This window comes from Salinispora vitiensis, assembly GCF_000378825.1.
GTDB lineage: Bacteria > Actinomycetota > Actinomycetes > Mycobacteriales > Micromonosporaceae > Micromonospora > Micromonospora vitiensis.
Window position 1 is genome coordinate 3,616,898 of the sequence record NZ_KB900388.1, and the last position, 24,251, is coordinate 3,641,148.

General features: G+C 70.5%; 24 protein-coding genes. 13 read left to right on the forward strand and 11 right to left on the reverse strand.

Annotated elements, in window-relative coordinates:
* Window positions 1–25: 25 nt before the first annotated feature.
* On the forward strand, window positions 26–295 hold the full coding sequence (locus SALPAC2_RS0117135) for a DUF6458 family protein (RefSeq protein ID WP_018217865.1): 270 nt from the start codon (window positions 26–28) through the stop codon (window positions 293–295).
* Between the two features lie 55 nt (window positions 296–350).
* Here the strand turns inward: SALPAC2_RS0117135 and SALPAC2_RS0117140 are convergent, their stop codons facing one another.
* Window positions 351–887 carry a SixA phosphatase family protein gene (locus tag SALPAC2_RS0117140; protein ID WP_018217866.1) on the reverse strand — a complete coding sequence of 179 codons (537 nt, stop codon included), beginning with the start codon at window positions 885–887 and terminating at the stop codon, window positions 351–353.
* 41 nt (window positions 888–928) lie between these two features.
* A complete protein-coding gene (gene trhA, locus SALPAC2_RS0117145; protein ID WP_018217867.1) occupies window positions 929–1,606 on the reverse strand; it encodes a PAQR family membrane homeostasis protein TrhA in 678 nt (225 codons plus the stop codon).
* A gap of 200 nt (window positions 1,607–1,806) precedes the next feature.
* Here trhA and SALPAC2_RS0117150 point away from each other — a divergent pair, with 200 nt between their 5' ends.
* From SALPAC2_RS0117150 to SALPAC2_RS0117160, 3 genes are read left to right on the forward strand one after another with little or no spacing between them, the layout of a single operon-like run.
* On the forward strand, window positions 1,807–2,445 hold the full coding sequence (locus tag SALPAC2_RS0117150) for a 5-oxoprolinase subunit B family protein (protein WP_018217868.1): 639 nt from the start codon (window positions 1,807–1,809) through the stop codon (window positions 2,443–2,445).
* Complete coding sequence (locus SALPAC2_RS0117155) at window positions 2,442–3,392, forward strand: 5-oxoprolinase subunit C family protein (protein ID WP_018217869.1); 951 nt, start codon at window positions 2,442–2,444, stop codon at window positions 3,390–3,392. Before SALPAC2_RS0117150 ends, SALPAC2_RS0117155 begins: the two co-directional genes overlap by 4 nt.
* Window positions 3,367–4,134: a LamB/YcsF family protein gene (locus tag SALPAC2_RS0117160; protein ID WP_018217870.1), complete on the forward strand. Its 768-nt coding sequence runs from the start codon at window positions 3,367–3,369 to the stop codon at window positions 4,132–4,134. The genes SALPAC2_RS0117155 and SALPAC2_RS0117160 overlap by 26 nt, the downstream gene beginning before the upstream one ends.
* A gap of 28 nt (window positions 4,135–4,162) precedes the next feature.
* Here the strand turns inward: SALPAC2_RS0117160 and SALPAC2_RS0117165 are convergent, their stop codons facing one another.
* The 3 genes from SALPAC2_RS0117165 to SALPAC2_RS28015 all read right to left on the reverse strand — a co-directional run bounded on the left by SALPAC2_RS0117165 (window position 4,163) and on the right by SALPAC2_RS28015 (window position 7,252).
* The gene (locus SALPAC2_RS0117165) at window positions 4,163–6,025 is read right to left on the reverse strand and encodes an NHL domain-containing thioredoxin family protein (RefSeq protein ID WP_018217871.1); all 1,863 of its coding nucleotides are present in this window, start codon (window positions 6,023–6,025) and stop codon (window positions 4,163–4,165) included.
* Between the two features lie 79 nt (window positions 6,026–6,104).
* Window positions 6,105–6,938 carry a hypothetical protein gene (locus SALPAC2_RS0117170; protein ID WP_223874085.1) on the reverse strand — a complete coding sequence of 278 codons (834 nt, stop codon included), beginning with the start codon at window positions 6,936–6,938 and terminating at the stop codon, window positions 6,105–6,107.
* Window positions 6,908–7,252: a hypothetical protein gene (locus SALPAC2_RS28015; RefSeq protein ID WP_026184826.1), complete on the reverse strand. Its 345-nt coding sequence runs from the start codon at window positions 7,250–7,252 to the stop codon at window positions 6,908–6,910. Before SALPAC2_RS28015 ends, SALPAC2_RS0117170 begins: the two co-directional genes overlap by 31 nt.
* 318 nt (window positions 7,253–7,570) lie before the next feature.
* Here SALPAC2_RS28015 and SALPAC2_RS0117180 point away from each other — a divergent pair, with 318 nt between their 5' ends.
* From SALPAC2_RS0117180 to SALPAC2_RS28020, 5 genes are all read left to right on the forward strand, one after another.
* Window positions 7,571–8,338 (forward strand): helix-turn-helix domain-containing protein, encoded by a 768-nt coding sequence (locus SALPAC2_RS0117180; RefSeq protein ID WP_018217873.1) that lies wholly within the window; start codon window positions 7,571–7,573, stop codon window positions 8,336–8,338.
* Complete coding sequence (locus SALPAC2_RS0117185) at window positions 8,329–8,520, forward strand: DUF397 domain-containing protein (protein ID WP_018217874.1); 192 nt, start codon at window positions 8,329–8,331, stop codon at window positions 8,518–8,520. Before SALPAC2_RS0117180 ends, SALPAC2_RS0117185 begins: the two co-directional genes overlap by 10 nt.
* A gap of 167 nt (window positions 8,521–8,687) precedes the next feature.
* Window positions 8,688–8,990 carry a WXG100 family type VII secretion target gene (locus tag SALPAC2_RS0117190; RefSeq protein ID WP_026184827.1) on the forward strand — a complete coding sequence of 101 codons (303 nt, stop codon included), beginning with the start codon at window positions 8,688–8,690 and terminating at the stop codon, window positions 8,988–8,990.
* Between the two features lie 7 nt (window positions 8,991–8,997).
* Entirely contained in the window at window positions 8,998–10,659 is a 1,662-nt protein-coding gene (locus SALPAC2_RS0117195; RefSeq protein ID WP_018217876.1) for an alpha/beta hydrolase, read from the forward strand.
* Complete coding sequence (locus SALPAC2_RS28020; protein ID WP_223874086.1) at window positions 10,656–11,234, forward strand: hypothetical protein; 579 nt, start codon at window positions 10,656–10,658, stop codon at window positions 11,232–11,234. Before SALPAC2_RS0117195 ends, SALPAC2_RS28020 begins: the two co-directional genes overlap by 4 nt.
* 132 nt (window positions 11,235–11,366) lie before the next feature.
* On the opposite strand, the gene SALPAC2_RS0117205 is transcribed toward SALPAC2_RS28020, so the two are convergent.
* The 5 genes from SALPAC2_RS0117205 to pdhA all read right to left on the reverse strand — a co-directional run bounded on the left by SALPAC2_RS0117205 (window position 11,367) and on the right by pdhA (window position 18,255).
* Entirely contained in the window at window positions 11,367–13,847 is a 2,481-nt protein-coding gene (locus SALPAC2_RS0117205; RefSeq protein WP_026184828.1) for an LppU/SCO3897 family protein, read from the reverse strand.
* A gap of 362 nt (window positions 13,848–14,209) precedes the next feature.
* Window positions 14,210–14,347, reverse strand: coding sequence for a hypothetical protein (locus SALPAC2_RS27565; RefSeq protein WP_018217877.1), 138 nt, complete (start codon window positions 14,345–14,347; stop codon window positions 14,210–14,212).
* Between the two features lie 229 nt (window positions 14,348–14,576).
* Window positions 14,577–16,085 (reverse strand): dihydrolipoamide acetyltransferase family protein, encoded by a 1,509-nt coding sequence (locus tag SALPAC2_RS0117215; RefSeq protein WP_018217878.1) that lies wholly within the window; start codon window positions 16,083–16,085, stop codon window positions 14,577–14,579.
* Window positions 16,086–16,090: 5 nt separating this feature from the next.
* On the reverse strand, window positions 16,091–17,080 hold the full coding sequence (locus tag SALPAC2_RS0117220) for an alpha-ketoacid dehydrogenase subunit beta (protein ID WP_018217879.1): 990 nt from the start codon (window positions 17,078–17,080) through the stop codon (window positions 16,091–16,093).
* Window positions 17,080–18,255, reverse strand: coding sequence for a pyruvate dehydrogenase (acetyl-transferring) E1 component subunit alpha (gene pdhA, locus SALPAC2_RS0117225; RefSeq protein ID WP_018217880.1), 1,176 nt, complete (start codon window positions 18,253–18,255; stop codon window positions 17,080–17,082). The genes SALPAC2_RS0117220 and pdhA overlap by 1 nt, the downstream gene beginning before the upstream one ends.
* A gap of 504 nt (window positions 18,256–18,759) precedes the next feature.
* Here pdhA and SALPAC2_RS27355 point away from each other — a divergent pair.
* Entirely contained in the window at window positions 18,760–19,164 is a 405-nt protein-coding gene (locus tag SALPAC2_RS27355; protein WP_162561361.1) for a hypothetical protein, read from the forward strand.
* Window positions 19,165–19,414: 250 nt separating this feature from the next.
* Window positions 19,415–19,783, forward strand: a complete 369-nt coding sequence (locus SALPAC2_RS0117240) for a DUF805 domain-containing protein (RefSeq protein WP_018217882.1) — start codon at window positions 19,415–19,417, stop codon at window positions 19,781–19,783.
* A gap of 146 nt (window positions 19,784–19,929) precedes the next feature.
* Here the strand turns inward: SALPAC2_RS0117240 and SALPAC2_RS0117245 are convergent, their stop codons facing one another.
* Window positions 19,930–21,153, reverse strand: coding sequence for a hypothetical protein (locus tag SALPAC2_RS0117245; RefSeq protein ID WP_018217883.1), 1,224 nt, complete (start codon window positions 21,151–21,153; stop codon window positions 19,930–19,932).
* 292 nt (window positions 21,154–21,445) lie between these two features.
* Here SALPAC2_RS0117245 and dnaK point away from each other — a divergent pair, with 292 nt between their 5' ends.
* Together dnaK and grpE are read left to right on the forward strand one after the other, a co-directional pair.
* The gene (gene dnaK / locus SALPAC2_RS0117250; protein ID WP_018217884.1) at window positions 21,446–23,299 is read left to right on the forward strand and encodes a molecular chaperone DnaK; all 1,854 of its coding nucleotides are present in this window, start codon (window positions 21,446–21,448) and stop codon (window positions 23,297–23,299) included.
* A gap of 44 nt (window positions 23,300–23,343) precedes the next feature.
* Window positions 23,344–24,171, forward strand: a complete 828-nt coding sequence (gene grpE / locus SALPAC2_RS0117255) for a nucleotide exchange factor GrpE (RefSeq protein ID WP_018217885.1) — start codon at window positions 23,344–23,346, stop codon at window positions 24,169–24,171.
* Window positions 24,172–24,251 lie beyond the last annotated feature (80 nt).

Consider the following 24,251-nt stretch of genomic DNA (forward strand, 5'->3'; position numbering starts at 1 on the left):
CATCGCACGGGGGAGTGCAGCGCACATGGGCATTGGTAGCGGTATTTTCCTGATCGCCCTCGGGGCGATCCTCACCTTCGCGGTCCGGGCCAACGTCTGGTGGGTTGACCTGCGCGCGGTCGGCTGGGTCTTCATCCTGGCCGGGCTGGCCGTCCTCCTCACCACGGTGTGGTTCTGGCAGGACCGGCGCAAGCGGGCCCGGACGCTGATCGTGGAGGAGAACCGGCTGTCGCATCCGACCGCGATGATGCCGCCGCCGCCGGACCCGCCGCCGCCGACAGCGCCGCCGTCCTGAGCGGCTCAGGTGGGCCGCCGCGACTTTGGTGTGCGGCCCCGCCCGGCTGAGCGGCTCAGCCGCGGGCGGTGTGCTCGGCGGTGATGACGGTGTCCCGGCGGCCGAGGCCGGCCCACTCCGCCGTGGTGCGGTGCACCACGGCCTGGCTGGTCCGTTGCGGGTCCCGGTCCGCCTGCTCGGAGTCGAGCAGAATCGACAGCTGCGACACGCCGGGGTTGTGGGCGATCAGTAACACCGTCCGGGCGGTCGGTTCGACCCGCCGCACCAGGGCCAGCAGATCCGCCGGATGCGCCTCGTACGCGTCGTCGGCGTAGTGCACGTCGGGAGCCGGGCCGGCGGAGCCGTCCTCCGGTGGCGCCCCGGTCATCCCCATCGCCACGCCGTGCCAGGTTTCCCGGGTACGGCGGGCCGAGGAGCAGATCACCACGTCCGGGAGGAGCCCGTGGTGGGCCAGCCACGCGCCGGCCGCCGCCGCGTCCGCTCGCCCCCGCGCCGTCAGCGGCCGGTCCACGTCCGGCTGGTCGCCAGGGGCCTCCGCCTTCGCGTGCCGAAGCAACACCAGCGTGCGGTTCTGGGCCTGCGTGTCCGTCATGCCTCCAGCTTGCCCGATTGGAGTTCCAACCGACCGGAGGGCTAGGCGAAGAGGGCGAAGTAGATCGCGATGTGGTGACAGGTCGCGGCGACCAGGGTGCAGGCGTGGAAGAACTCGTGGTGGCCGAAGACCGTGGGCCACGGGTTGGGCCGGCGCAGGGCGTAGCTCACCGCGCCGATGCTGTAGATCGCACCGCCAACGATCAGCAGGACCAGGGCGGACACCCCGCCCGCGTGGAGGATGTCCGGCAGCATCGCCACCGCGACCCAGCCGAGCGCCAGGTAGAGCGGCGCGGAGACCCAGCGTGGGGCGTGCGGCCACATGAGCTTGAGGGCCACGCCCCCGAGTGCGCCACCCCACACCAGCGCGAGCATGATCGTCGCCGGTCGGGGCTCCAGCAGCAGGACGCAGAGCGGCGTGTACGTACCAGCGATGAAGATAAAGATCATCGAGTGGTCCATCCGCCGCATGACCTGGAAGCCGCGCTCGGACCACACCCGCCGGTGGTAGAGCCCGCTGGTGCCGAAGAGCCCGCAGACGGTCAGGCTGTAGATCAGGGTGCTGATCAGCGGCGACCAGCCGGATCGGGCGGCGGCGATGGAGCAGAGGACGATCCCGCAGACGATGGCGACGAAGAACGCGTACGCGTGCAGCCAGCCGCGCATCCGAGGCTTGCCGAGGTCGGTCGGCTTGAGGCGGGTTGGTGCGGAGGAGGTCACGCCAACAGGTTACGACGCCGTAGGTTACCTGGTGGTAGTGCCGATGGTCACGTAACCGGTGGCCGAGCGGGTGGGCGTTCAGCTGCGCCAGCGGGCCGCCCGGATCGGCTGCGCCAGCGGGCCGCCCGGGTCGGCTGCGCCAACGGGCCGCCCGGCACCGGCTCGTTCCGGAACCCGGCGCGGTCCGGAAAGATAGCGGGATGCGGATCCGGCCGGTCGGGGCGCACGCCCTGCTGCTCGACTGTTCCGACGCCAACCAGGTGGAGGCGTGGCGAGCCGAGCTGTGGCGCCGCCGGGAACGGGGCGACCTGGACGTGGTCGAGATCATCCCGGCGGCCCGCACCGTGCTGCTCGACGGCCTCACCGACCCGGCCCACACCGCCGCCCTCCTCGGCACCTGGGACCCGTCCCCCGGCACCGCCGGCCCGTCCCCCGGCACCGGCGGCACGGATATCGGCACCGACGTTGTCGAGGTTCCGGTGCGTTACGACGGGGCGGACCTGCCGACCGTCGCCGGCCACTGGGACGTCGCCGTGCCGACCGTCGTACGCCGGCTCATCGACACCGAGTTCCGGGTGGCCTTCTGCGGTTTCGCGCCCGGCTTCGCGTACCTGACCGGGTTGCCGGTCGGGTTGGCCGTGCCCCGGCTGCCGACCCCCCGCCCCCGGGTCCCGGCCGGCTCCGTCGCGCTGGCCGGTCCGTACGCCGGGATCTATCCGACCGCCTCGCCGGGCGGCTGGCTGCTCGTCGGCCACACCGACCTGCCCCTGTTCGACGTGCACGCCGACCCACCGGCCCGGCTCACGCCCGGCACCCGGGTGCGGCTGGTACCGGCATGACCGGCACCCGGCCCGCCGGGCCGCAGCCACCCAACGCGCCCGCAGCCGGCAGCGCCGTGGCCGGCAGCGCCGTGGCCGGCAGCGGCGGCGTGGTCGAGGTGCGGCGGGCCGGCATGCTCACCACCGTGCAGGATCTCGGCCGGCCCGGCTGGGCGCACCTCGGCGTACCGCGCTCCGGCGCCCTCGACCCGGGCGCGCTCCGGCTGGCCAACCGGCTGGTCGGCAACCCGGAGGGCGCCGCCGGTCTGGAGATCACCCTGACCGGGTGTGAGCTGCGGTTTCGTCGCGCGACCACGGTAGCGGTGACCGGGGCGGACGCTTCCGTCCACGTCGGTGAGCGTCCCGGCGACGTGGGGCGGCCGCTCGCGGTCCCGGCGGGTACGCCGGTGCGGGTCGGTCCGCCCCGCACCGGGCTGCGGTCCTGGCTCGCCGTCGCCGGCGGGATCGCCGTCGAACCGGTGCTCGGCAGCCGGGCCACCGACACCCTCTCCGGGCTCGGCCCGCCCCCGCTGCACGACGGCGGTCGGCTCCCCGTGGGCGCGCCGGCCGGGCCGCCCGCCCCGGTGGATGTCACCCCGACCGTGCCGGCACCGGAGCAGGTACGGCTGGAGCTGCGCCTCGGTCCACGCGTCGACTGGTTCACCGCACCCGCACTCGACCGGTTGTTCGGTACGGCGTACACCCTGACCCCGGTCAGCAACCGCGTCGGCGCCCGCCTGTCCGGGGCGCCGCTGCCCCGCGCGGTGTCGGGGGAACTGCCCAGCGAGGGTCTGGTACTCGGGGCGGTGCAGGTGCCGGCGGACGGCCAACCCCTGGTCTTCCTCGCCGACCATCCGACCACCGGGGGGTACCCGGTTGTCGGGGTGGTGGTTGACGTGACCCCGCTCGCGCAGGCCCGGCCAGGGACTACGGTGAGGTTCTATGGACCTCAACGCGGATCTCGGTGAGGGCCTCGGCGTCTGGCGGCTCGGCGACGATGCCGCGCTGCTGGACCTGGTCACCTCCGCCAACGTCGCCTGCGGCTTCCACGCGGGCGACGCCGTCACCATGCGCCGGGTCTGCGCCGGGGCCGCCGAGCGGGGAGTCATGGTGGGCGCCCAGGTCAGCTACCGGGACTTGGTGGGCTTCGGCCGCCGGCACATCGCGTACGAGTTCGCCGAGCTGCGCGACGAGGTCATCTACCAGCTCGGTGCGCTCGACGGCTTCTGCCGGGTCGCCGGGACGCGGGTCCGCTACCTCAAGCCGCACGGCGCGCTCTACCACGCCGTCACCCACGACGAGTCGCAGGCGGCGGCGGTGGTCGCCGCGGTCGCCGAGTACGACGCCCAACTTTCCCTGCTCTGCCCGTCCGGCTCGGTGCTCGCCCAGCTCGCGAACGGGGCCGGGCTGCGGGCGGTCAGCGAGGGCTTCGCCGACCGGGGCTACCAGCCCAACGGCCGGCTGGTGCCTCGGGGCGCCCCGGACGCGCTAGTCACCGACGCGGAGCAGATGGCCCAGCAGGCGCTCCGGATGGCGACCGAGCAGGCGGTGGTGGCGGTCGACGGCACCGTGATTCCCTGCCCGGTCCAGTCGATCTGCCTGCACGGCGACACCCCCGGCGCGGTGCGCTGCGCCGAGCTGATTCGCGCCGTGTTGGTGGACGCGGGGGTCCCGCTCGCCCCGTTCACGGGAGGTGCGGGGCGGGCGTAGTAGCGTCGCGGGACCCCCGCGCCCCGGTTCAGGTGCCGGGTTCCGCGCCGGCTCCGGTGTCCATGCCGCGCAGCACCAGCGGGAGGCGGTCGGCGGCGTCGTCGACCACCCAGATCGGTACGCCCCAGTCCTGCCGGGTCAGGTGGCACGCGGCGTGCGCCACGTCGGCGTCGCAGGTCGCCGCCTGGGCGGTCACCTGGAGCACCCCCTCGGGTACCGAGTCGTTGAGCACCAGCTGGCGGGTCAGCTCGGTGCCGGTGCCCGCGCCGGTCAGCAGCAGCTCCGGCGGGGACGCCGTGACCACCAGCCGGGTGGACGGTCCGTAGCTGTCGTCGAGCTTCTGGCCGGGCGCCGGGGTGAAGATGACCTCCAGGGTCACCTCGCCGGCGCGTAGCTCGGTCGGTCTCCGTTCGGCGCGGTGCCGTGGGCCGTCGACCGTGCTGGCCCCGGCGGCGGTGAGCGCGCCCGGCGCGAGTCGGGTCAGTCGGTGGGCGGCGGACTCCACGACCAGTACCTCGCCGTCCGGGGTGAGCAGCAGGTCGCTCGGCTCGGCGAGCCCGTCGGCGACCGTGCCGACCGCGTCTGTCTCCGGGTCGTAGCGACGGACCGCCCCGTTGTACGTGTCGGCGATCAGCACCGACCCGTCGGGCAGCGCGCAGACCCCCAGCGGATGCTGGAGCAGCGCCTGCGCGGCCGGCCCGTCAACGTGCCCGAACTCGAAGAGCCCCTGCCCGACCGCGGTGTGCAGGGCGCCGTTCTCGACGTAGCGGACCGCGCTGGTCTCGCTGTCGGCCACCCAGAGCCGGCTGCCGTCGGCGGAGACCGACAGGCCGGAGGGCTGGGCCAGCCACGCCTCGGCCAGCGGGCCGTCCTTGCGGGCCTCGACGGTGCTGCCCGCGTACATGCCGGCGGTGCGTTTCACCGGGTCGAACCACCAGAGCTGGTGGATGCCGGCCATGGCGATGACCAGGCGGCCGTCGTACCAGGCCAGGTCCCAGGGGGAGGAGAGGTCGACCGAGCGGGCGTCGTGGGCGTGGTCATCCACGGTGGAACGCCACTGCCGGCCGGTGCCGGCGACGGTGACCACCTCGCCGGTGTCGAGGCGTACGCCGCGCAGCAGGTGGTTGACGGTGTCCGCGACGACCAGGTCGTAGCCGACCAGCCGGGTGACGTTAGCCGGGAGGAGGCAGAGCCCCTGCGGCTCGGCGAAGGTGGCCGCCGTGGCCGGCCCGTCGGCCCGACCGCGCGCGCCGGTGCCGATCCGGCGCAGCAGCGTCTCGCCGTCGGGGGCCAGCTCCGCGAGGGAGTGCCGGGCCGAGTCCGACACCAGCAGGTTCCCGTTGTCGAGTACGACGCCTTTGCCGGGGAAGCGCAGCGTCGTCTCCGGCTCGGCGGGGGGCACGTACGGGCCGTCGCCCCGGTGCAGGGTGCCCTTGGCTTCGTGGGTGGCGATCAGGTCGTCCACGAGCCGGACCAGGCCCTCGGCGTGTCCCTCACCGGCCATCGTGGCCACCACGTACCCCTCGGGGTCGATCACGGCGAGGGTCGGCCAGGCCCGGGCAGCGTACTGCTGCCACATGTTCAGTTCGGGGTCGTCGAGCACCGCGTGGTGCACGCCGTACCGTTCGACGGCGTCGGCCAGGGCGTCCGGGTCCTTCTCGTGTTCGAACTTGGGCGAGTGGACGCCGATGACCACGAGTACGTCGGCGTACTTCTGCTCGATTGGCCGTAGCTCGTCGAGTACGTGTAGGCAGTTGATGCAGCAGAAGGTCCAGAAGTCGAGGACGGTTATCCGGCCTCGAAGGTCGGCCAGGGTCAGGTCTCGTCCGCCGGTGTTCAGCCAGCGACGGCCCTTCAGCTCGGGTGCTCGGACGCGAGGCGCGGTTGCCATGGGGCAACCCTCCCACGGCAACGATGCAGGTGCCCCCGTGGATGAGCGAACGTGATGCGGAAAACGACGCGGGCGCTTGCTACGGGTTGTGTTGGTCGGCGGCGTCGGTCGAGGTGGCTTCCGTGCTGTCGGTCGAGGTGGCTTCCGGGCTGTCGGTCAGCGTGGCTTCCTGGGTGTAGGCCAGCAGCCCGATGGGTTCGGTGATGTCGACGATGGTGACCGGCACCGTCACCCCCGCTTCCTGGACCAGCCGGGCGAGGGGCGTGATCGGCTCGGTGGCGCGGCTGTCTCCCGCCGATCGCGCCGACTCGTCCGGAGGGATGCGCGCCACCTCCAGCCCACTGCCATCGGCCATATAGCCGATCGAATGGATGCCGGTGCGCCGATCACGCGTGGCGTTCCAGATTTTGCGCCCAGCGGCTTTTAGCTCGGCGTCGGAGTGAGCCGCCGGCTTGACGGCTACGCTGCACCAGCGACGGGCCTGGGTCAGCGCTGCGCGCATCCCGGAAGTGAGTTCACCCTTCCAGTAGAGGATGAGGCCACCGTCGCTGTAGGCGAGGCTGGCGAAGCCGGACTGCGGGGTGGTCAGCTGCTCCGCCATGATGACGCGTTGGGCAGGCCCGGTAGCGCTTTGCCGAAGCATTTCCTCGCGTATGACGGGATCGATGTCATCGCTGGACTGAGGGGCTTGGGAACGGGCGGCCGTGGGTTCGGATGGTGCTGCCGCCGTCAGGGCTGGGGTCGCGGGGGCTGCGGCGAGCAGCAGGACGGCGAGTGCCGCGGCGAGTGCGGCCCGTTGGGGCGGCAGAGTCTTTACGATCCGCATTGCGCTCCTTGGCTGGAAACCTTTAATCACCGGTTGTGAAAGCCGAATCGCGGTGCTCAGCAGCCCGAGCGACGGAACGGCCCCCATGAAACAAAACGATCGAATAGTTCGCGGGGGTTTGGTCCGTCGTGGGGGTTGAGGTGGTAGAGGTCGTGCATGGCTTCGTAGCAGAGTCCGGCGAGGTAGATGGTGAGGCTTGGTTGTTGGGTTTCGTATTGGGCTTTGAGGAGGAGGCGGGCTTCGGCGCAGGGCCAGGGGTGGCCGCAGGCGCGGCAGGTCCAGGTGGGTCGTAGGGGTGTGTGGGGTGGTTGGTTTCTGGTGCGGTGGCGTGGGTGTTGGGGGTGGGGGCCGAGTCGGCCGACGCGTCCGGGTTGGGGTTCGGCGAGGGTGGGTTGGGTCATCCACGCCGGCAGGTTGACCGGCAGGTTCGTGGGGCGGTTCGGGCTCGGGGCTGGGGCGCGGTACGGCGCGTTCGTGCCATGCGGGCGGGGCGGTGCGGCGTTTTTCCGGCGCCGACTGAACCAGCGGATTCGCATTTGGATCTCCTTGGTATTGGAGGACCGCCCCCTCGGGTGGGGGCGGTCCGACAGCGCCTCCGGCGGGATAGGACCTCCACCGGCTTGCGCCGTTTCGCGGATCAGTCTGGTTATCAGTAGTGGACAGTAAAACCCCATCCACGTATGGTCCGAAGACATCCGAAATGCCTTCCGGAGGGGCCCATGAACGAGGCACTTCGGCTGGCCATGAACGAGGCTGGCCACACCGCTCAATCGCTCGCCGAACGGGTCGGGGTTGATCGGAAAACGACGACGCGGTGGCTCGTAAAGGATCATGTTCCGCACCCGGCGCACCGTACGGCGGCGGCGGATGCGCTCGGTGTGGACAAGGAGGACATATGGCCGGACACTTCGAGACGTCGCAATCCGGTCTGGTTCCGCCCGTGGCAGGAATTCGAGCGCGAGGCGACGTCGCTGCGGTCATATCAGCCGCTGGTTGTTCCCGGCTTACTGCAAACCGAGGCCTACGCACGCGCGGTGCTGTCCAGTGGGGGTTTGCGGGGGCGCACGGCGGTCGACCGGCTCGTCGCCACCCGGCTCTCGCGGCAGGCCATCCTCACCAGGGAGGACCCGCCGCAGTTCGCGGCCGTGGTCGACGAGGTCGCCCTCCGGCGCCCGGTCGGCGGCCGGGAGACGATGCGCGAGCAGGTGTCGGCGCTGCTGGCAGCGTGCGCGGCCCCACACATCCGGTTGCACGTGGTGCCGTTGACCGTCGGCGCCTACGCGGGCCTCAACGGGCCGTTCGTCATCGGCACCGGTGCGGACCATCGGATGGCGGTCTACCTGGACAGCCAGCTGGAGGGGGAGATGGTTAGCACCCCGAACGACGTAGCGGCGATACTGGAGGTGTGGGAGAACGTGCGCGGTGAGGCGTTGTCCCACTGGCAGTCAGTTGATCTTCTGAGGGAAGTGGCTGAATCATGGACTTGACCGGGGCGCGTTGGCGCAAGAGCAGCCGCAGCAGCGGTAACGGCGGCGACTGCGTTGAGGTTGCCGGCAATCTGCCCGGTGTGGTGGGGGTTCGGGATTCCAAGGACCCGACCGGCCCGGCGCTGGTCTTCGGGCCGGCGTCGTGGCGGGCGTTCGTCGCCCAGCTCCCAGGACGCGACTGACCTATCCTCCGAACGCGCCCGTCCCGACCTGGGGCGGGCGCGTTCGTCGTTGCGGTCGAGCTTCGAGTCGTCTCTGGTAGCGAAGCCTCCCTGGCGATGGCCGCGGGATCTCCGAACCGCGACAGCGCCACTACCATGAGCTCCACGTCAAGCTTGGGGGAGCGCTGGTGACGGAGCTTCGGGTGACACCGGACTTGTTGGAGAGGGCGGCTCGCGTCTGCGTGGACCTCCGCGAGGATCTGCGGCGCGAAGCGGCCGACATCGGGGACGAGACGGGGATGGCTGTCTCCGCTTTGCCGGGCTGGCAGACCCGAGCCGCACTGGAGCAGCTTCACGAGTCCTGGCTGGCCGACCTCACCAGGCTGACCGGCTACCTCGACCAGCTCGGAGACGCCTTTGGCGACTGCGCGCGGGACTATCGCTACAGCGACGAGGCCAACGCCGCTCACTTCGACATCCGCGGGAGGTGAGCGCTCGATGGTCACCTACGCCGATTTGCGCCAGGCCCGCCTCACCCCGCTTCGCTACGCCGCGCACGCCTGGACGGAACTCTCCCTGGCCTGCGCGAAGCTGGAGCAGCGGTGCGGTGCTGACCTGACCGGTCCGCTCCGCTCGTCGGGCTGGGAGGGGCCGGCTGCCCACGCGGCGTTCTACCGGTGTGACCAGCTCGACGACGAGTTCGAGGTCGCGAGCTTGCGCATCCGGACGGCCGCCAGTGTGCTGCGGCAAGCAGCCGAGGAGTTCGAGGACTTACAGCGGAGACTGCTGTCGGCCGTCGAGGCAGCCCGCTTCCTGGGCCTCGTCGTGAGCGACACCGGCCGGGTATCCGCACCACCCATACCGGCGGCGGGCAGGAATGACCCGGACGCGGAGCCCATCTACCGGCGAGATGTGCAAAACGCGTCGATATACGGTGACCTGATCGCGAAGCTCGTCGCGGAGGCCACCGAGGCCGATGCTCGCATCGCCCGGGCGTTGGCCCGGCTTCCAAGCGACCTGCCGGGGCAGCACGCCTGGGAATACAACAAGACCAGTGACGGCGCCCTGGCCGCCGCGGCAGCCCTTGGGCTCTCCGCGAGCGGTATCCCGGCCCCGGACAGCGACCCGGCAGACGTGCGGGCGTGGTGGGGCGAGCTGCCCGACGATGATCGGCACATCTATCTGACCGGCTACCCGGGACGGATCGGCGCTCTCGACGGATTGCCCGCCGCTGACCGGGATAGGGCCAACCAGCTGGTGTTGCGTAACTTCATCGGCGACAACGTCAACGACCGCAACCAGGACAGCCCGCAGCACGCGACCGCACTGATGCTGCTGAACAAGCTCGAGGGTGCGGAGAGTAACCCGCAGCACAAGCGCCTGTACCTGCTCTCGGTTGACCCGGGCGGCGATGGGAAGGCGGCCGTCTCCATTGGTAACCCGGACGCGGCTGCCCACACCGCCGTCCTCGTCCCCGGCGTCGGCACCGAGCTCGACGACATCAGTGGACTGATCCGCCGGGCCGACCGCCTGCAGGACGCCGCGTTTGAACTCGAACCCGCCAAGTCAGATGTCGCCGTTGTCGCATGGCTCGGCTACGACACTCCGTCGCTCGATACCGACATACCTTCTGCGGTTTTTGGGGGCAAGTCGGAAGCTGGCGCTGAGGCGCTCGACGGCTTCGTCAACGGGCTGCGTGCCTCCCATGATGGGACCGCCTCCCATGTCACCGTCGTCGGGCACAGCTATGGCTCGACCGTCCTGGGAGAGGCGGCCAGCACCGGTGACGGTCTCGCCGCAGACGACCTGATCGCGGTTGGCAGCCCCGGTATGCGGGTCGACAGCGCCAGCGAGTTCAACGTAGACGCTCAACACGTGTGGGCAGGTGCCGCAGCCGATGACACCTTCGTCGCTCGGCCAGAGACGTACACCGATCACATTCGGAAGGCGCCGTTAATTGGGGATTGGGTGGCCGATGATATCGACGGAATCCATGGACCCGCACCCCACAACGCGGACTTTGGTGGCAACGTTTTGCAAATCGACACACCCGGCCACAGCGGATATTGGGAGAACGGCAGCCAGAGCCTGAGGTCCCAGGCGGCAGTTATTCTGGGCCACTACCAGGCAGCCGTTCTCGAGAGTGGGAGTGCGCCATGACCTTCCTTCGGCAGAAAGTGTGGCGGCGTACTGCTGCATTTTCCGTCGTGCTGATTCTGGCCGCTTCCTGTGCCGACGGCGCAGGCTCCCCGCTAGGAAAGGACGAACCGTTGCAGACCAAGCCTGTAGCCGAGGTGGCCGCTCAAGCTGACGATCGTGTTCAGGCCGCTGCTGCCGCTGCGGGGGCCTCGTTGGAGAACTGGCGCGTCAATACCGCTCCCTGCATGGGTCGATTTGGGGAAATTGCCGATAATGGCAGTTGGGATCTGGCCGGCTTCGCCAGAATGTGGATCGATCCAGAAGAGCAGATCAGTACCTTGGGTCGGATCCGCGATATGTGGCAGCAGCAGGGCTACGAGATTACCGAGGATCACGTCTTCGATGACGACACTGGAGGTAGTGTCTCGATGCGTGACTCGGAAACGGACATCACGATGAGTATCAGCACAAACAAAAGTAGGGATGGCCTTGCTCTGATTCTGGCCAGCGCCTGCTATCTACCGGTGGAGGGGGAAGATCCGGCCAACAACGATACAAGTTGGGTTCCTACCCCAACCGCCGGCAGCACCGTATAGCGTCTGCGGTTCCGATAAGTAAAGGCGCGGCAGTACCGCTGGCTGGCGTTGTAGCTGATTCCTGTTTTCCTGCCGAAACGACCGATGGTGGGGCCACAGGTCGACTGTGGCCCCACCATCACGTCGGGCTGTTCAGTTGGTCTTTTCGAGGCAGAGCACGCGGTCGCTACCGGAGCCCGAAAGTATCAGTCTCGACCCTGGGCACTCTTCTTCGGAGTTCACTTTCGACACCACTGTGTGTGCCTCCGCGTCACCGCAGTCCACCTCCTCCGCCGTTTCCCCCGACTGCTTGACGCAGCTTCCGACCGCTGGGTTGAAGCTCTCTGCCGAATCGTCCCCGCCGATTAGGCCGAGCAGCATGAGCAGCCCCAGCGGTATGGCCAGGATCAGCACCGCGGCGACAATCACCCCGGCCAGCACCCGGCCGTTACGGATCTTCGGGACAGGCGCGTCGGCGGCCGGTTCGGCGATCGGCTGGAACGCGTCGAAGCGGCTTTGGTCCGCGTCCGAACTGGCCGAGCCGTTCTGGTCCCAAGGTGGGGTTGAGGGCTGCCCCGTCGGTTGGGCCTGGTCCCAGGGTGGGGTTGAGGGCTGCGCTGTCGGTTGGGCCTGGTCCCAGGGTGGGGTTGAGGGCTGCGCTGTCGGTTGGGCCTGGTCCCAGGCTGAGGTTGGGGGTTGGGCCTGGTCCCAGGCTGGGGTTGGGGACTGTGCCGGTGGTGGGAACGCCGACTCGGGCTGCGGGGGGAAGGCGGTGGTGCTGTTGACGTTGGCGGTCCCCGTCACCGGCTCGCCGAACCGGTCGGCGGGGCGTTCCTCGCCCGGGTGTGGCCGGGTGCCATTGACCGGTCGGTCGCTGGCCGGGGCGTCGCTGAAGGTGGGGATGCTCGGCGGGAAGGGCGCCGCGGGAGCTGGCACGACGGGCGCGTAGCCGGCGGGATCGGCGGGGCGATCCTCGCCGCCGCGACCGAAGCCGCCGTCCGGACCGAAGCCGCCGTCCGGACCGAAGCCGCCGTCCGGACCGAAGCCGCCGTCCGGACCGAAGCCGCCGTCCGGGCTTGGTCCGTTGGTTGGGCCGAAGCCACGGTTGGCGTCGAGCCCGGTGTCCTGGCCGTCCTCCGGCAGACCCGCCGGAGCGAATCGTTGCGGGTCGGCCTGGTAGCCCTCGGGCTCGGCTGGCTCCGGCGGCGCGGGCCGGCCGTACACGCGTGGCTGTGGCGCTGGCATGGGGGTTACCTGGGCCGGGTCGTCCGGGGGCGTCACCCGGCTGCCCATCGGCACAGCGGCGCTGGCTGAAACGCCGCCGGAGGCTGCCGGGGAAGCGGGTTGTTCGGCGGCCTCCGGGGACGTGCGCGGCGCGGGCACCGCCGGGGGCGCGGAGGGCTCGCCCGGCCCGGCCGGCGGGGGCCAGCCGTGCTGGCCTGCCTCGAATCCAGGGTCGGGGCGAACAGGCTCCGGGGCGCCCGGCGGCGCGGCGAAGTCAGCTGGTGGTGGTGGGGCGGCGAAGTCAGCNGGTGGTGGTGGNGCGGCGAAGTCAGCCGGTGGTGGTGGCGCGGCGAAGTCAGCCGGTGGTGGTGCCGCGAAGTCGGCCGGTGGTGGTGGGGCGGCGAAGTCGGCCGGTGGTGGTGGGGCGGCGAAGTCGGCCGGTGGTGGTGGCGCGGCGAAGTCAGCCGGTGGTGGTGCCGCGAAGTCGGCCGGTGGTGGTGGGGCGGCGAAGTCGGCCGGTGGGCTGGCCGCCAGGCTGGCGCCGGGTATCCGCTGTTCCTGCGGCGGGAGCGGGACCGCATTGGCGGGGGAGATGCCGGGGCCCGGCGCTGGCTGGTAGACCGCAGGCTCCTCGGGGCCGGCCGGCTCCTGCCCGGCAGCCGCCGAACGTTCGGCGTTACCCCAGGCCTCCTCCGGCGCCCACGGTTCGATGCCGGGCATGTTCAACCCGTCGGCCGCGCTGCGTGGTGCGGGTACCCAGGGCTGTGCGGGACGCTCGCCGGGCGTAGCCGTGCCGGTGAAACTCGACGGCGGCTCCCCGGGCTGCCAGCCGCCCTCGTTGCTGGTGGCGACGGCGGGGCTCCCAGGGGCCCAAGCGGCTGCCTCGGGTGCCCAGCCGCCCGACGGTGCCGGGTCTGGTTGGCCGGCTCCGACGTTCCATTCGGGAGTCGGTGTCGCTCGGCCGCTCGCCGGGGGTGCATCCGGCATGGGCTGGCTGGGCGCTGGCTGGGGCACCTGCGCCGTGGCCCGGACGACCGGGGGCGGCTGCTGCGTCCAGGTCGGTTCGGCGGCCGGGGGCGGAGCCCAGGTCGCCTCGGGTGGGCCGCTGCGTCCCGGCTCCGGCTGCGGCGCCTCCGTGGCCGGTGCCCAACCCGCAGAAGCGGGTGCCACGTTTGGTTCCGGCGGCGCAGCGGTGCCCCACGCGGGGGCCGGCGGTGCCTCGGTTGCCCAGGCGGGCCCGGGCGGGCTTGGGTGGGCGGGGGGCGGAGGCGCCCAGCCCAGATCCGGCTGCCCCGCGGCGTACCCGTTGTCCTGCTGCGCCGGCCGGTCGCCGTATGGCGTCGGTCCGCCAGCGCCCGGCGACGCCTCTTCCGGCTGCTGGCCGGGGTGGTGCGTGCCTTCGGACGTCATGCGTGCGCCTCCTCCATCAGCTTCGGCCGCGGATGCCGATGCGCGGCACGGAAACCGGCATCGCCGGACCGTGCGCCCCGGCCGCCCTCCGCACCGTATCCGGTCCTCCTGAAGGGAGGTTTCGGGAGCGTCGGACCGCTACTCCGCGTTGCCGGGCGGTCCCGATTGGCTTCGATCCCGGAACCGCCCTGCCGCATCGGGGCGACGACCGGACACCACCGTACCGGGCGACGGGTGACGGCGAAATCCCGGTGTCAACCGCTACAGGACCCGGTCGACGGTGCGCACCGGGGAACGCCGAAGGCCCGTCCGGCGGAGCCGGACGGGCCTTCTGTGAGGAGGCGAGAAAAGTCTTGGGCGGGTCAGTACATCTGACGCTGCGCGATGGTGAGGATCTCGTCGCGGACCGCCGGCGAATTGGCGGAACGCACCGCGCGCTCGATGGCACGGGCGCGGCGGCTGGCGTCGCGACGGCTGCGGAAACGATCGATCATGCTCATGGGTCTCACTCCTGGCTATTCGGTTGTCGGTAGCCCCTGCTGACACCAATTGAAGCGCAACCGGGCCCGAGATCGCCAACGATTCTTAGGTGAGCTGGGACACGAGCCGAAAGATCTAAGGAAAGTAGGCCGTTTGGCCGAAGGGTGTCTCGCCAAAGGCGACGGCCGGTGTGCCGGGGCGTCAACCCCGGGCACACCGGCCGTCAGTGGATCAGCCGATCGCTACCGGTCAGGTCCAGGCGAGCAGCGCCGCCTCCGGATCGGCCAGGAAATCGCCGATGTCCCGCAGGAAGCGTGACCCGAGCTCCCCGTCGATGATCCGGTGGTCGAACGAGAGCCCCAGCGTGGTGACCTGGCGGGGCCGGACCTTGCCCTTGTGTACCCACGGCATCTTGCGGACCGCGCCGAAGGCCAGGATCGCCGACTCGCCCGGGGGCAGAATCGGGGTACCGGTGTCCACGCCGAAGACCCCCACGTTGGTGATGGTCAACGTGCCGCCGGACATGTCCGCCGGTGAGGTCTTTCCGGCCTTGGCGGTCTGAACGAGATCGGTCAGCGAGTCCGCCAACTCCCGCAGGGTGAGCCGCCCCGCGTCCTTCACGTTCGGCACGATCAGGCCCCGCTCGGTCGCCGCCGCGATGCCGAGGTTGACGTAGTCCTTGACGACGATCTCCTCGCCCGCCCAGGCCGAGTTCACCATCGGGTGCCGCCGGACGGCCAACAGCACGGCCTTGGCGACCAGCAGCAGCGGGGAGACCCGGACATCCCGCCACTCCCGCCGCTGGCGGAGCCGGTCCAGGGCCTTCATCGCCCGGGTCATGTCGACGGTCAGGAACTCCGTCACGTGCGGCGCGGTGAACGCCGAGCGGGACATGTTCTCCGCGGTCAGCTTCCGGACCCCCTTGACCGGGATCCGCTGCTCGCGGTGCACCCCGACGTTCGCCGCCGGGCCACCGACCGCCGCGACGGCCGCCAGCGGTTCCGCCGCCGCCGGAGTGCCGCTCGCCGCCTGCCGTACGTCCTCCCGGCTGATCGAGCCGAGCGGACCCGACCCGGTCAGGGTGGACAGGTCGACCCCGAGATCCTTCGCGAGCTTGCGTACCGGGGGCTTGGCCAGCACCCGAGCGCCACCGGCCGGACCGCTGTGCCCGTTGCCGGCGGTACTCGGCCCGCTGGCAACCGGCGCGGGAGCCGCCTGAACCGGTACGGGAGCCGCCTGAACCGGTACGGGAGCCGCCTGAACCGGTACGGGAGCCGCCTGGGCCGGTACGGGAGCCGCCTGGGCTGGCGCGGCTGGAGCGACACCCTTGCGGGGGCGGCGCTTCGCGGCGGTGGTACGCGGGCCGTAGCCCACCAGCACGGGAGTGCGCTTACCGGACTCGGCGTCGTCGTTCTGGCCGGACTCAGCCGCGCCCTTGGCAACCTCCCCCGCCGCCGACGAGCCCTTCGCGGCACCGCCGGTCGGCTCCGGCGTCTCCAGCGGGCCGGCGGTCGGGTCGGTGTCGATCGCGATGATCGGCGTTCCGACCTCGACGGTCGCGCCCTCCGCGTGGAAGATCGACTGCACCCGGCCGGCCCACTTCGCCGGGATCTCGACCGCCGCCTTGGCGGTCTCCACCTCGACGATGGGCTGGTTCAGCTCGATCGTGTCGCCGACCTTGACCAGCCAGCTGAGGATCTCTCCCTCGGTCAGGCCCTCGCCCAGGTCGGGCAGGTTGAATTCCTTGACTCGTGACATCTCACTCACCAGCCGAAGGTGCGGTCGACGGCGTCGAGCACCCGGTCGAGGTCGGGCAGGTACTCCTCCTCCACCCGGGAAGCCGGGTAGGGGATGTCGTAGCCGGTCACCCGCAGCACCGGCGACTCCAGGGAGTAGAAGCACTCCTCGGTGATCCGGGCCGCGACCTCGGCTCCGAGGCCGATGTTCGACGGCGCCTCGTGCACCACGATGGCCCGACCGGTGCGGCGCACCGACTCGTACACCTGGCCCAGGTCCAGCGGGGCGAGCGTGCGCAGGTCGATGACCTCCAGCTCACGGCCGTCCTCGGCGGCGGCGGTCGCCGCGTCCAGGCAGGTGCGCACCATCGGCCCGTACGCGATCAGGGTCGCGTCGGTGCCCGGCCGCGCGACCCGGGCGGCCTGCAGCGGGTAGGCCTCCGGCAGCGGCTGGTCGACCTCGACCGGGCCCTTCTCCCAGTAGCGGCGCTTGGGCTCCAGGAAGACGATCGGGTCGTCCGACGCGATGGCCTGCTGGATCATCACGTACGCGTCCTGCGGGTTGGCGCAGGTGGCGACCTTGAGCCCGGGGGTGTGGGAGAAGTACGCCTCCGGCGACTCGGAGTGGTGCTCCACCGCCCCGATGCCGCCCCCGAACGGAATGCGGATCACCATCGGGATCTTCAGCTTGCCGCGGGAGCGGTAGTGCATCTTCGCCACCTGCGACACGATCTGGTCGTACGCCGGGTAGACGAAACCGTCGAACTGGATCTCGCAGACCGGCCGGTAGCCGCGGATGGCCAGGCCGACCGCGGTGCCGATGATGCCCGACTCGGCGAGCGGGGTGTCGATCACCCGCTGGTCACCGAAGTCCTTCTGCAGCCCGTCGGTGATCCGGAACACGCCGCCGAGCTTGCCGACGTCCTCGCCCATGATCACGACCTTCGGGTCGTTCTCCAGGGCCTTGCGCATGCCGGCGTTGAGGGCCTTGCCGAGGGTGAGGGTCTCCGTAGCCATCAGTGCGCGCTCCCCTCGAACGACTCCAGGTACTGCGTGAACTGCGCCCGCTGCTGGTCAACCAGGGGCGATCCGTTGGGGTAGACGTGGTCGAACATGCTGTTCGGCTCCGGGTTCGGCATCTCCAGCACCCGCTCGCGCAGGTGCACCGACTCGCGCTTGGCCTGCTCGTCCACCTCGGCGAAGAAGTCGTCGCCGGCGATCTTCTGCTTTATCAGGAAGGTCTTCATCCGGGCGATCGGATCCTTCGCCTGCCAGGCCTCGACCTCGCTGGCGATCCGGTACCGGGTGGGGTCGTCGGAGGTGGTGTGCGCCCCCATCCGATAGGTGTACGCCTCGATCAGGCTCGGCCCCTGCCCGTGCCGCGCGTTGTCCAGCGCGTGCCGGGTCACCGCGTAGCTGGCCAGTACGTCGTTGCCGTCCACCCGGATGCCGGGGAAGCCGAAGCCGGCGGCCCGCCGGTAGAGCGGGATGCGCGTCTGGCGCTCCAGCGGCTCCGAGATGGCGTACTGGTTGTTCTGGCAGAAGAAGACCATCGGCGCGTTGAAGACGCTGGCCCAGACGAACGCCTCGTTGACGTCGCCCTGGCTGGTGGCGCCGTCACCGAAGTAGGCGATCACCGCCTCGCCCTCGTCGGTGCCGGTCTTGCCGTCCATGGTGATGCCCATGGCGTATCCGGTCGCGTGCAGGGTCTGCGCCCCGATCACGATCGTGTACATGTTGAACTTGAACTCGTTCGGGTCCCAGCCGCCCTGGTCGACTCCGCGGAACAGGCCCAGCGGCATGATCGGGTCGATGCCCCGGCAGTAGAGGACGCCATGTTCCCGGTAGGTCGGGAAGGCCATGTCCTGCGTACGTAGCGCCCGGCCGGAACCGACCTGGGCCGCCTCCTGGCCGAGCAGGCTCGCCCAGAGGCCCAGCTCGCCCTGCCGCTGCAGGGCGGTCGCCTCGGCGTCCAGCTTCCGCACCAGCACCAGGTCCCGATAGAAGCTGCGGTACTCCTCGTCGGTGAAGTCGACCCGGTACTCGGTGCCGTCCGGCCCGGTCACACTCTCGATGCGCTCACCTTCGGGGGTGAGTAGCTGCACCAGCTCGGGGTCGCCGGTCGCGCCCTTCCTGGATCGGGGTACGGCCCGCCGGCCGCGGGTGCTGACCCCGGGGTCGCCTTTTGCCATCCGTCTCTCCCTGTCGTGTCTGCGTCGACGTCGGGGGTAACCCGACGACGCGCAACTCGTGCGCCTGCCCGACTGCTGCCGGACAAGATCCTGGCGGCCACGCCTAGCCCCGGTGGGGGTTGCCGCGCGGCGTGAGCCGGATCCAGGGGAGTGGATCCGGTTCGGGAGCGCCGGCGTCCAGCCGTACCGCCTGCGGGGTGCGCGGAGGTTCCGGCTGCGTTGCCGTCGTGGTCCATACTCGCATCACACGTGAGCACGCCCACAGTCCGGCCCGTCCGCGTCCTGCCGGGCGCCCGCTTCCGGGGCCGAATACCAGAGTGCCTCCGGCGGCGGCGCAACACCGAATACCGGGCTGTTGGGGTTACTTTGGGCGTATCTGGCGTGTCGACACGCTGTTCTGGTTGGCCTACCCAGTGTGACTGAGTCAGGGTGAGGGTACTGCCAGCACCGTAGCCGCCCGGTTGAGTCACTCTCGTCGGCGGAGACCACGACGAGGAGGGTGACGTGTCCGAGTCGGGTGACGCGGCGGGCCCTCCCCTCGTCGGCCGGCACCGCTCGGGCGGCGGCTACCGACGGGTCGTCGGCGCGCACCGTGCCCCCGGGGGCGCTGCTCCCTCCCGTGGTTACCTGTTGACGGTGGCGTTACTCGCCGGTACGGTTGCCATGCCGCTGTTCGCCGTGGCCGGTGCCGGCTCGTCCACCAGCGCCACCACCCCCCCGCCTGGCAGTGGTGCCCTCGTGCTCCCGACTCCGTCGATGGAGCCGGCGGTTGTCCCGCCGCCACCAACTCCCGCACCGCTCCCGCTGGCCGACCGGGAGTCGCTGGCGTTGTGCCCGCTGAGGTCCACGCGGCCGTCGCCGTCGCCGGCGTCGTCGCCTTCGGCGTGGTCGAATCGCGCCTCGGCCTGAAGCTCTGCCGATCCGGAATTCGATCCTTGAGCAGCGCGTACGGTCAAGCGACTGCCTTTAGCTAAGTCTATCGATATTTACAATCCTGCATTTGACGGCGTCGTCCATAGTGGGTGGGCGTCCGCCTGACCAGGTACGGACATTGTGGACAATGGGCCGGGTTGTTGGCATTCCGGTTATGCGTAGCCGCGATGGCTGTGGCAGGATCAGCCGGCCAGTTGTGCTCAGCACTGTGGAATTTGGAGTTGCTATGTCGTTTGTCGATGCCGTTCGTTCGGCACTTACTAAATATGTCGGGTTCAGTGGGCGGGCTCGCCGCGCTGAATACTGGTGGTTCACCCTCTTCCTGATCGTAATCGGCGTGGCGGCTGCGCTCCTCAATGGAGCGCTGGACACGATTGCCGTCGTCGTGGTCGTGAACCTCGCGCTTGCGCTGCCGTCACTCGCGGTCGCCGTGCGACGTCTGCACGACACCGACCGTTCCGGCTGGATGGTTCTGCTCGCTCTGATCCCGCTGGTTGGCACGATCCTCCTGCTGGTCTTCCTCCTGAAGTCCGGCACGTCCGGCCCGAACCGCTTCGGCCCCGACCCGAAGGACCCCGCCGCTTCCCGCTCATAGGGATACGGCAAGGTCGCGGATGACCCGTGCCCAGGGTCAGCTGACCGCAGGTCGAGCTAATCGGCCAGCCCCACTGTCGCCGAAGGCTTTGGCTCAGATCAAAGCCTTCGGCGACAGTATTTTGGACAGCGCGAAGGGTCGTGCGTTCAGGACCCCTCGTCGGTGAGATGGTGTCGGTTCGCCTCGATCCACGCATCGAGTGCGGCCGGGTCGTCCGGGTCGACGCCGTCCGCGAGTAACTGGGCGACCGCCGCGGTCGCCGGGCTGCGTCGCTCGCCGGTGGTGTAGAGGCGGGCAAATTCCGGCACCATCTCGTCAATGGCGGTGTTGGTGCGGGCCGTCGCCGATGCTGACAGCCCTCGCTTGCGGCCCGCGTACGCCGCCCAACCCCGCAGTACCCGGGGCAGCAGCGCCGCGTCGTCCATGTCCAGGACGGCCCGCCGGTGCACCCAGTCCAGCAGGAACAGCCCGGCGACCGTCGGGCTCCACCGCAGCGGGTCGGGGTCGGTGAAGGTGGCGGTGTGATCCAGCAGCAGCCCGAGGCAGAAGTGCAGGGAGGCCAGCTGATCGTCGTCGAGGGTATCCAGCCCGACCTGGGTGGCCTCCGGTGCGGCGAGGAACCGCCGGATCAGGTCTGTCCGCTCCGTCGCGGTGAGCGGCTCCGCCCGCTGCCGCGTTGCTGCCGCCCGGCTGGCCGGCAGTAATGCGAGCCGGGCCCCGACCAAGGCGCGGTCGGTGGCGAGGGACCCTTCTCCGGGCAGTTCGCTGAGCTCGTCGGTGACGGCCAGGTGCCGGCTCACCTCGGTGTGCATGGCGGCTGGAGTCTCGTCCCGGAACCAGGTCAGCTCGTCTTCGGCGCACATCTGGCGGATCTGGTCGAGGACCCGGGCCGGCGGACCGCCGACGAAGATGTCCTTGGTGATGCCGATGTTGTGATCCACGAGTGCGACCAGGGCGTGTTCCGGTCCGCCCGTCGGATCGTCGTAGGCGAAGGTCGCCAGGTAGGAGGTCTGGTCGCCGAAGACGTCCCCGTACGCCCAGCAGCCGGTGAGGTGGACCCGGCCGAGCTGCCCCGACCAGGCGGGTGCGGCGGCTCCCGGCCGGACCCGGTCCGCACCGGGCGCGTCCGGCACCAACGCGGCGAAGACCGAGCGGATGGTGGTGGCCGCCGCCGCCCGGCGGCGGGAGGTGGCGGCGAGGAAGTCGCTGACGAAAGCGCGGACGGCGTCGTCCCGGCGGGCCTCGGCGACCGCGTAGACGCTGCCCAGCAGCGCCGCGCCGAGCCGCTCGGCGTCCAGGGCGTTGTCGAGCTCGGCCACATCCCGGGCCGCGTGTAGCACCGCGTCGTAGGGGGTCTGCGCAGTTCCCATCCACCGACCCTACGCTGCTGTCCGCCCACGGTGGCACCGGAAAGGGGCCGGACATCCCGCCACCCCCGATGGGTCCTGCGACCCCCAGGTCGCGGCCGGTTGGGAGCTGGAGCCGGGGTGACCGGGCGGGGGGCCATGCGGCGACGAAGAGTGACTTGCGCCGGGTACGCTCAACCCCGACTTGACGATCGCGGACGGCGTGGCAGTATTGAGCCCGGTCCACTCAACTTGTGCGGGGTGCGCTACGGCGGCGCCCGGCAACGGTTCAATCGAACGAAGCGAGGAAGCGAAGATGGCACGTGCGGTCGGCATCGACCTCGGCACGACGAACTCCTGCGTCAGCGTCCTGGAGGGCGGTGAGCCCACCGTAATCGCCAACGCCGAGGGCTCGCGGACGACCCCGTCGATCGTCGCCTTCGCCCGAAACGGCGAGGTGCTCGTCGGTGAGGTCGCCAAGCGGCAGGCGGTGACCAACCCGGACCGGACGATCCGGTCCGTCAAGCGGGAGATCGGCACCGACTGGTTCGTCGACATCGACGACAAGAAGTACACGCCGCAGGAGATCTCGGCTCGTACGCTGATGAAGCTCAAGCGGGACGCCGAGGCGTACCTGGGCGAGCAGATCACCGACGCCGTGATCACCGTTCCGGCGTACTTCAACGACGGCCAGCGGCAGGCCACCAAGGAGGCCGGTGAGATCGCCGGCTTCAACGTGCTGCGGATCGTCAACGAGCCGACCGCGGCCGCCCTGGCCTACGGGCTGGACAAGGGCTCCAAGGAGCAGACCGTTCTGGTCTTCGACCTCGGCGGCGGCACCTTCGACGTGTCGCTGCTGGAGCTGGCCGAGGGCGTCATCGAGGTCAAGTCGACCAGCGGCGACAACCTCCTCGGCGGCGACGACTGGGACCAGCGGATCATCGACCACCTGGTCAAGACCTTCAACGGTGAGCACGGCATCGACCTGGCCCAGGACAAGATGGCGATGCAGCGCCTCAAGGAGGCGGCGGAGAAGGCCAAGATCGAGCTGTCCGCCGCCGCCACCAGCAACGTCAACCTGCCCTACATCACCGCTGGTGCCGCCGGCCCGCTGCACCTCGACGTGACGATCACCCGCGCCGAGTTCCAGCGGATGACGCAGGACCTGCTGGACCGCTGCAAGGTCCCGTTCGAGCAGGCCGTCAAGGACGCCGGGATCAAGGTGGCCGACGTGGAACACGTCATCCTGGTCGGCGGCTCGACCCGGATGCCGGCCGTGACCGAGCTGGTCAAGCAGCTCACCGGCCGGGACCCGAACAAGGGCGTGAACCCGGACGAGGTCGTCGCCGTCGGTGCCGCCCTGCAGGCCGGTGTGCTCAAGGGCGAGGTCAAGGATGTCCTGCTGCTCGACGTGACCCCGCTGAGTCTCGGCATCGAGACCAAGGGGGGCATCTTCACCAAGCTGATCGAGCGCAACACCACCATCCCGACCAAGCGCTCCGAGGTCTTCACCACGGCCGACGACAACCAGCCGTCCGTGCTGATCCAGGTCTTCCAGGGTGAGCGGGAGATCGCCGCCTACAACAAGAAGCTCGGCACCTTCGAGCTGACCGGCCTGCCGCCGGCGCCGCGTGGCATGCCGCAGATCGAGGTCACCTTCGACATCGACGCCAACGGCATCGTGAACGTCCACGCGAAGGACACCGGCACCGGCAAGGAACAGAAGATGACGGTGACCGCTGGCTCCTCGCTGCCGAAGGAGGACATCGAGCGGATGCGCCGGGACGCCGAGGAGCACGCCGAGGAGGACAAGCAGCGGCGGGAGGAGGCGGAGACCCGCAACGTGGCCGAGGCGCTGCAGTGGCAGACCGAGAAGTTCCTCGCCGAGAGCGGCGACAAGCTGCCCACCGAGTCCCGGGACCAGATCAACGAGGCGCTCGGCGAGCTGCGCAGCGCCCTCGGCGGTCAGGACATCGAGAAGATCAAGTCTGCGCACGCGCAGCTGGCCCAGGTCTCCCAGCAGGCCGGCTCCCAGCTCTACACCCAGCAGCAGGGTGAGCAGGCCGGTGCGGCCGGCGACCAGGCGGGTGCTCAGGCGGGTCCTCAGGCCGGTGGCCCGGACGACGTGGTCGACGCGGAGATCGTGGACGAGGACAAGGACAAGAAGTGACCGTTCTCGAACCCGGACTCCACGTACAGGGATGAGGTAGCCGAATGACGGACAAGCCACGAGCCACCGACCCGGACGCTGCCGGGTCGGTGCCGGGTGGCTCCGCCTCCGCCGGCGAGGCCGGTGCGGAGCCGCGGGTCGTGATCCGTGACAACCGCAAGGTCAGCGATGTCACGGGGTCCGGCTCGGATACCGCCGACGCGGAATCCGCCTCGGACGCGACGAGTACCGGCTCGGACGCGGCCAGCACCGCCTCGGACGCGGCGGACACTGCCGCCGCCGACGCCGGGTCCGACGTCCCGGCCGCCGGGCTGGTCGAGGAGGCGGATGTCGTGGTCGACGAGATCCAGGCCGAGACCACCGAGGGGGCGGCCGCCGGCACACCGGTGGTGGACGCGCCGGCCGAGCCGGTTGACGCCGCCACGGCGACCTCGCTCGGTGCGGAGCTGGAGGCGTTGCGGGTCGATCTGGATGAGCGGACCCGGGACCTGCAGCGGGTGACCGCGGAGTACGCCAACTACCGCAAGCGGGTTGACCGAGACCGGGCGCTCGTCACCGAGCAGGCCACCGGCTCGGTGCTCGCCGCGCTGCTGCCGATCCTCGACGACCTGGACCGGGCTCGTGAGCACGGCGACCTGGTGGGACCGTTCGGGTCGGTGGCGGAGCAGCTCACCACCGCGCTCGGCAAGTTCGGGCTGACCCCGTTCGGTGCCGAGGGCGACCCGTTCGACCCGACCCAGCACGAGGCGGTGACGCATCAGACCTCCGCCGAGGTCACCGAGCCGACCTGCGTACAGGTCATGCGGCGGGGCTACCTGGTGGGGGAGCGGCTGCTGCGGCCAGCGTTGGTCGGAGTCGCCGACCCGGAGTGAACGGGTGACACGACGGCATGATCGTCCCGCCCGCCCGACCGGGGCGGGCGGGACGATCACTCGACGGAAGGGGGCGGACC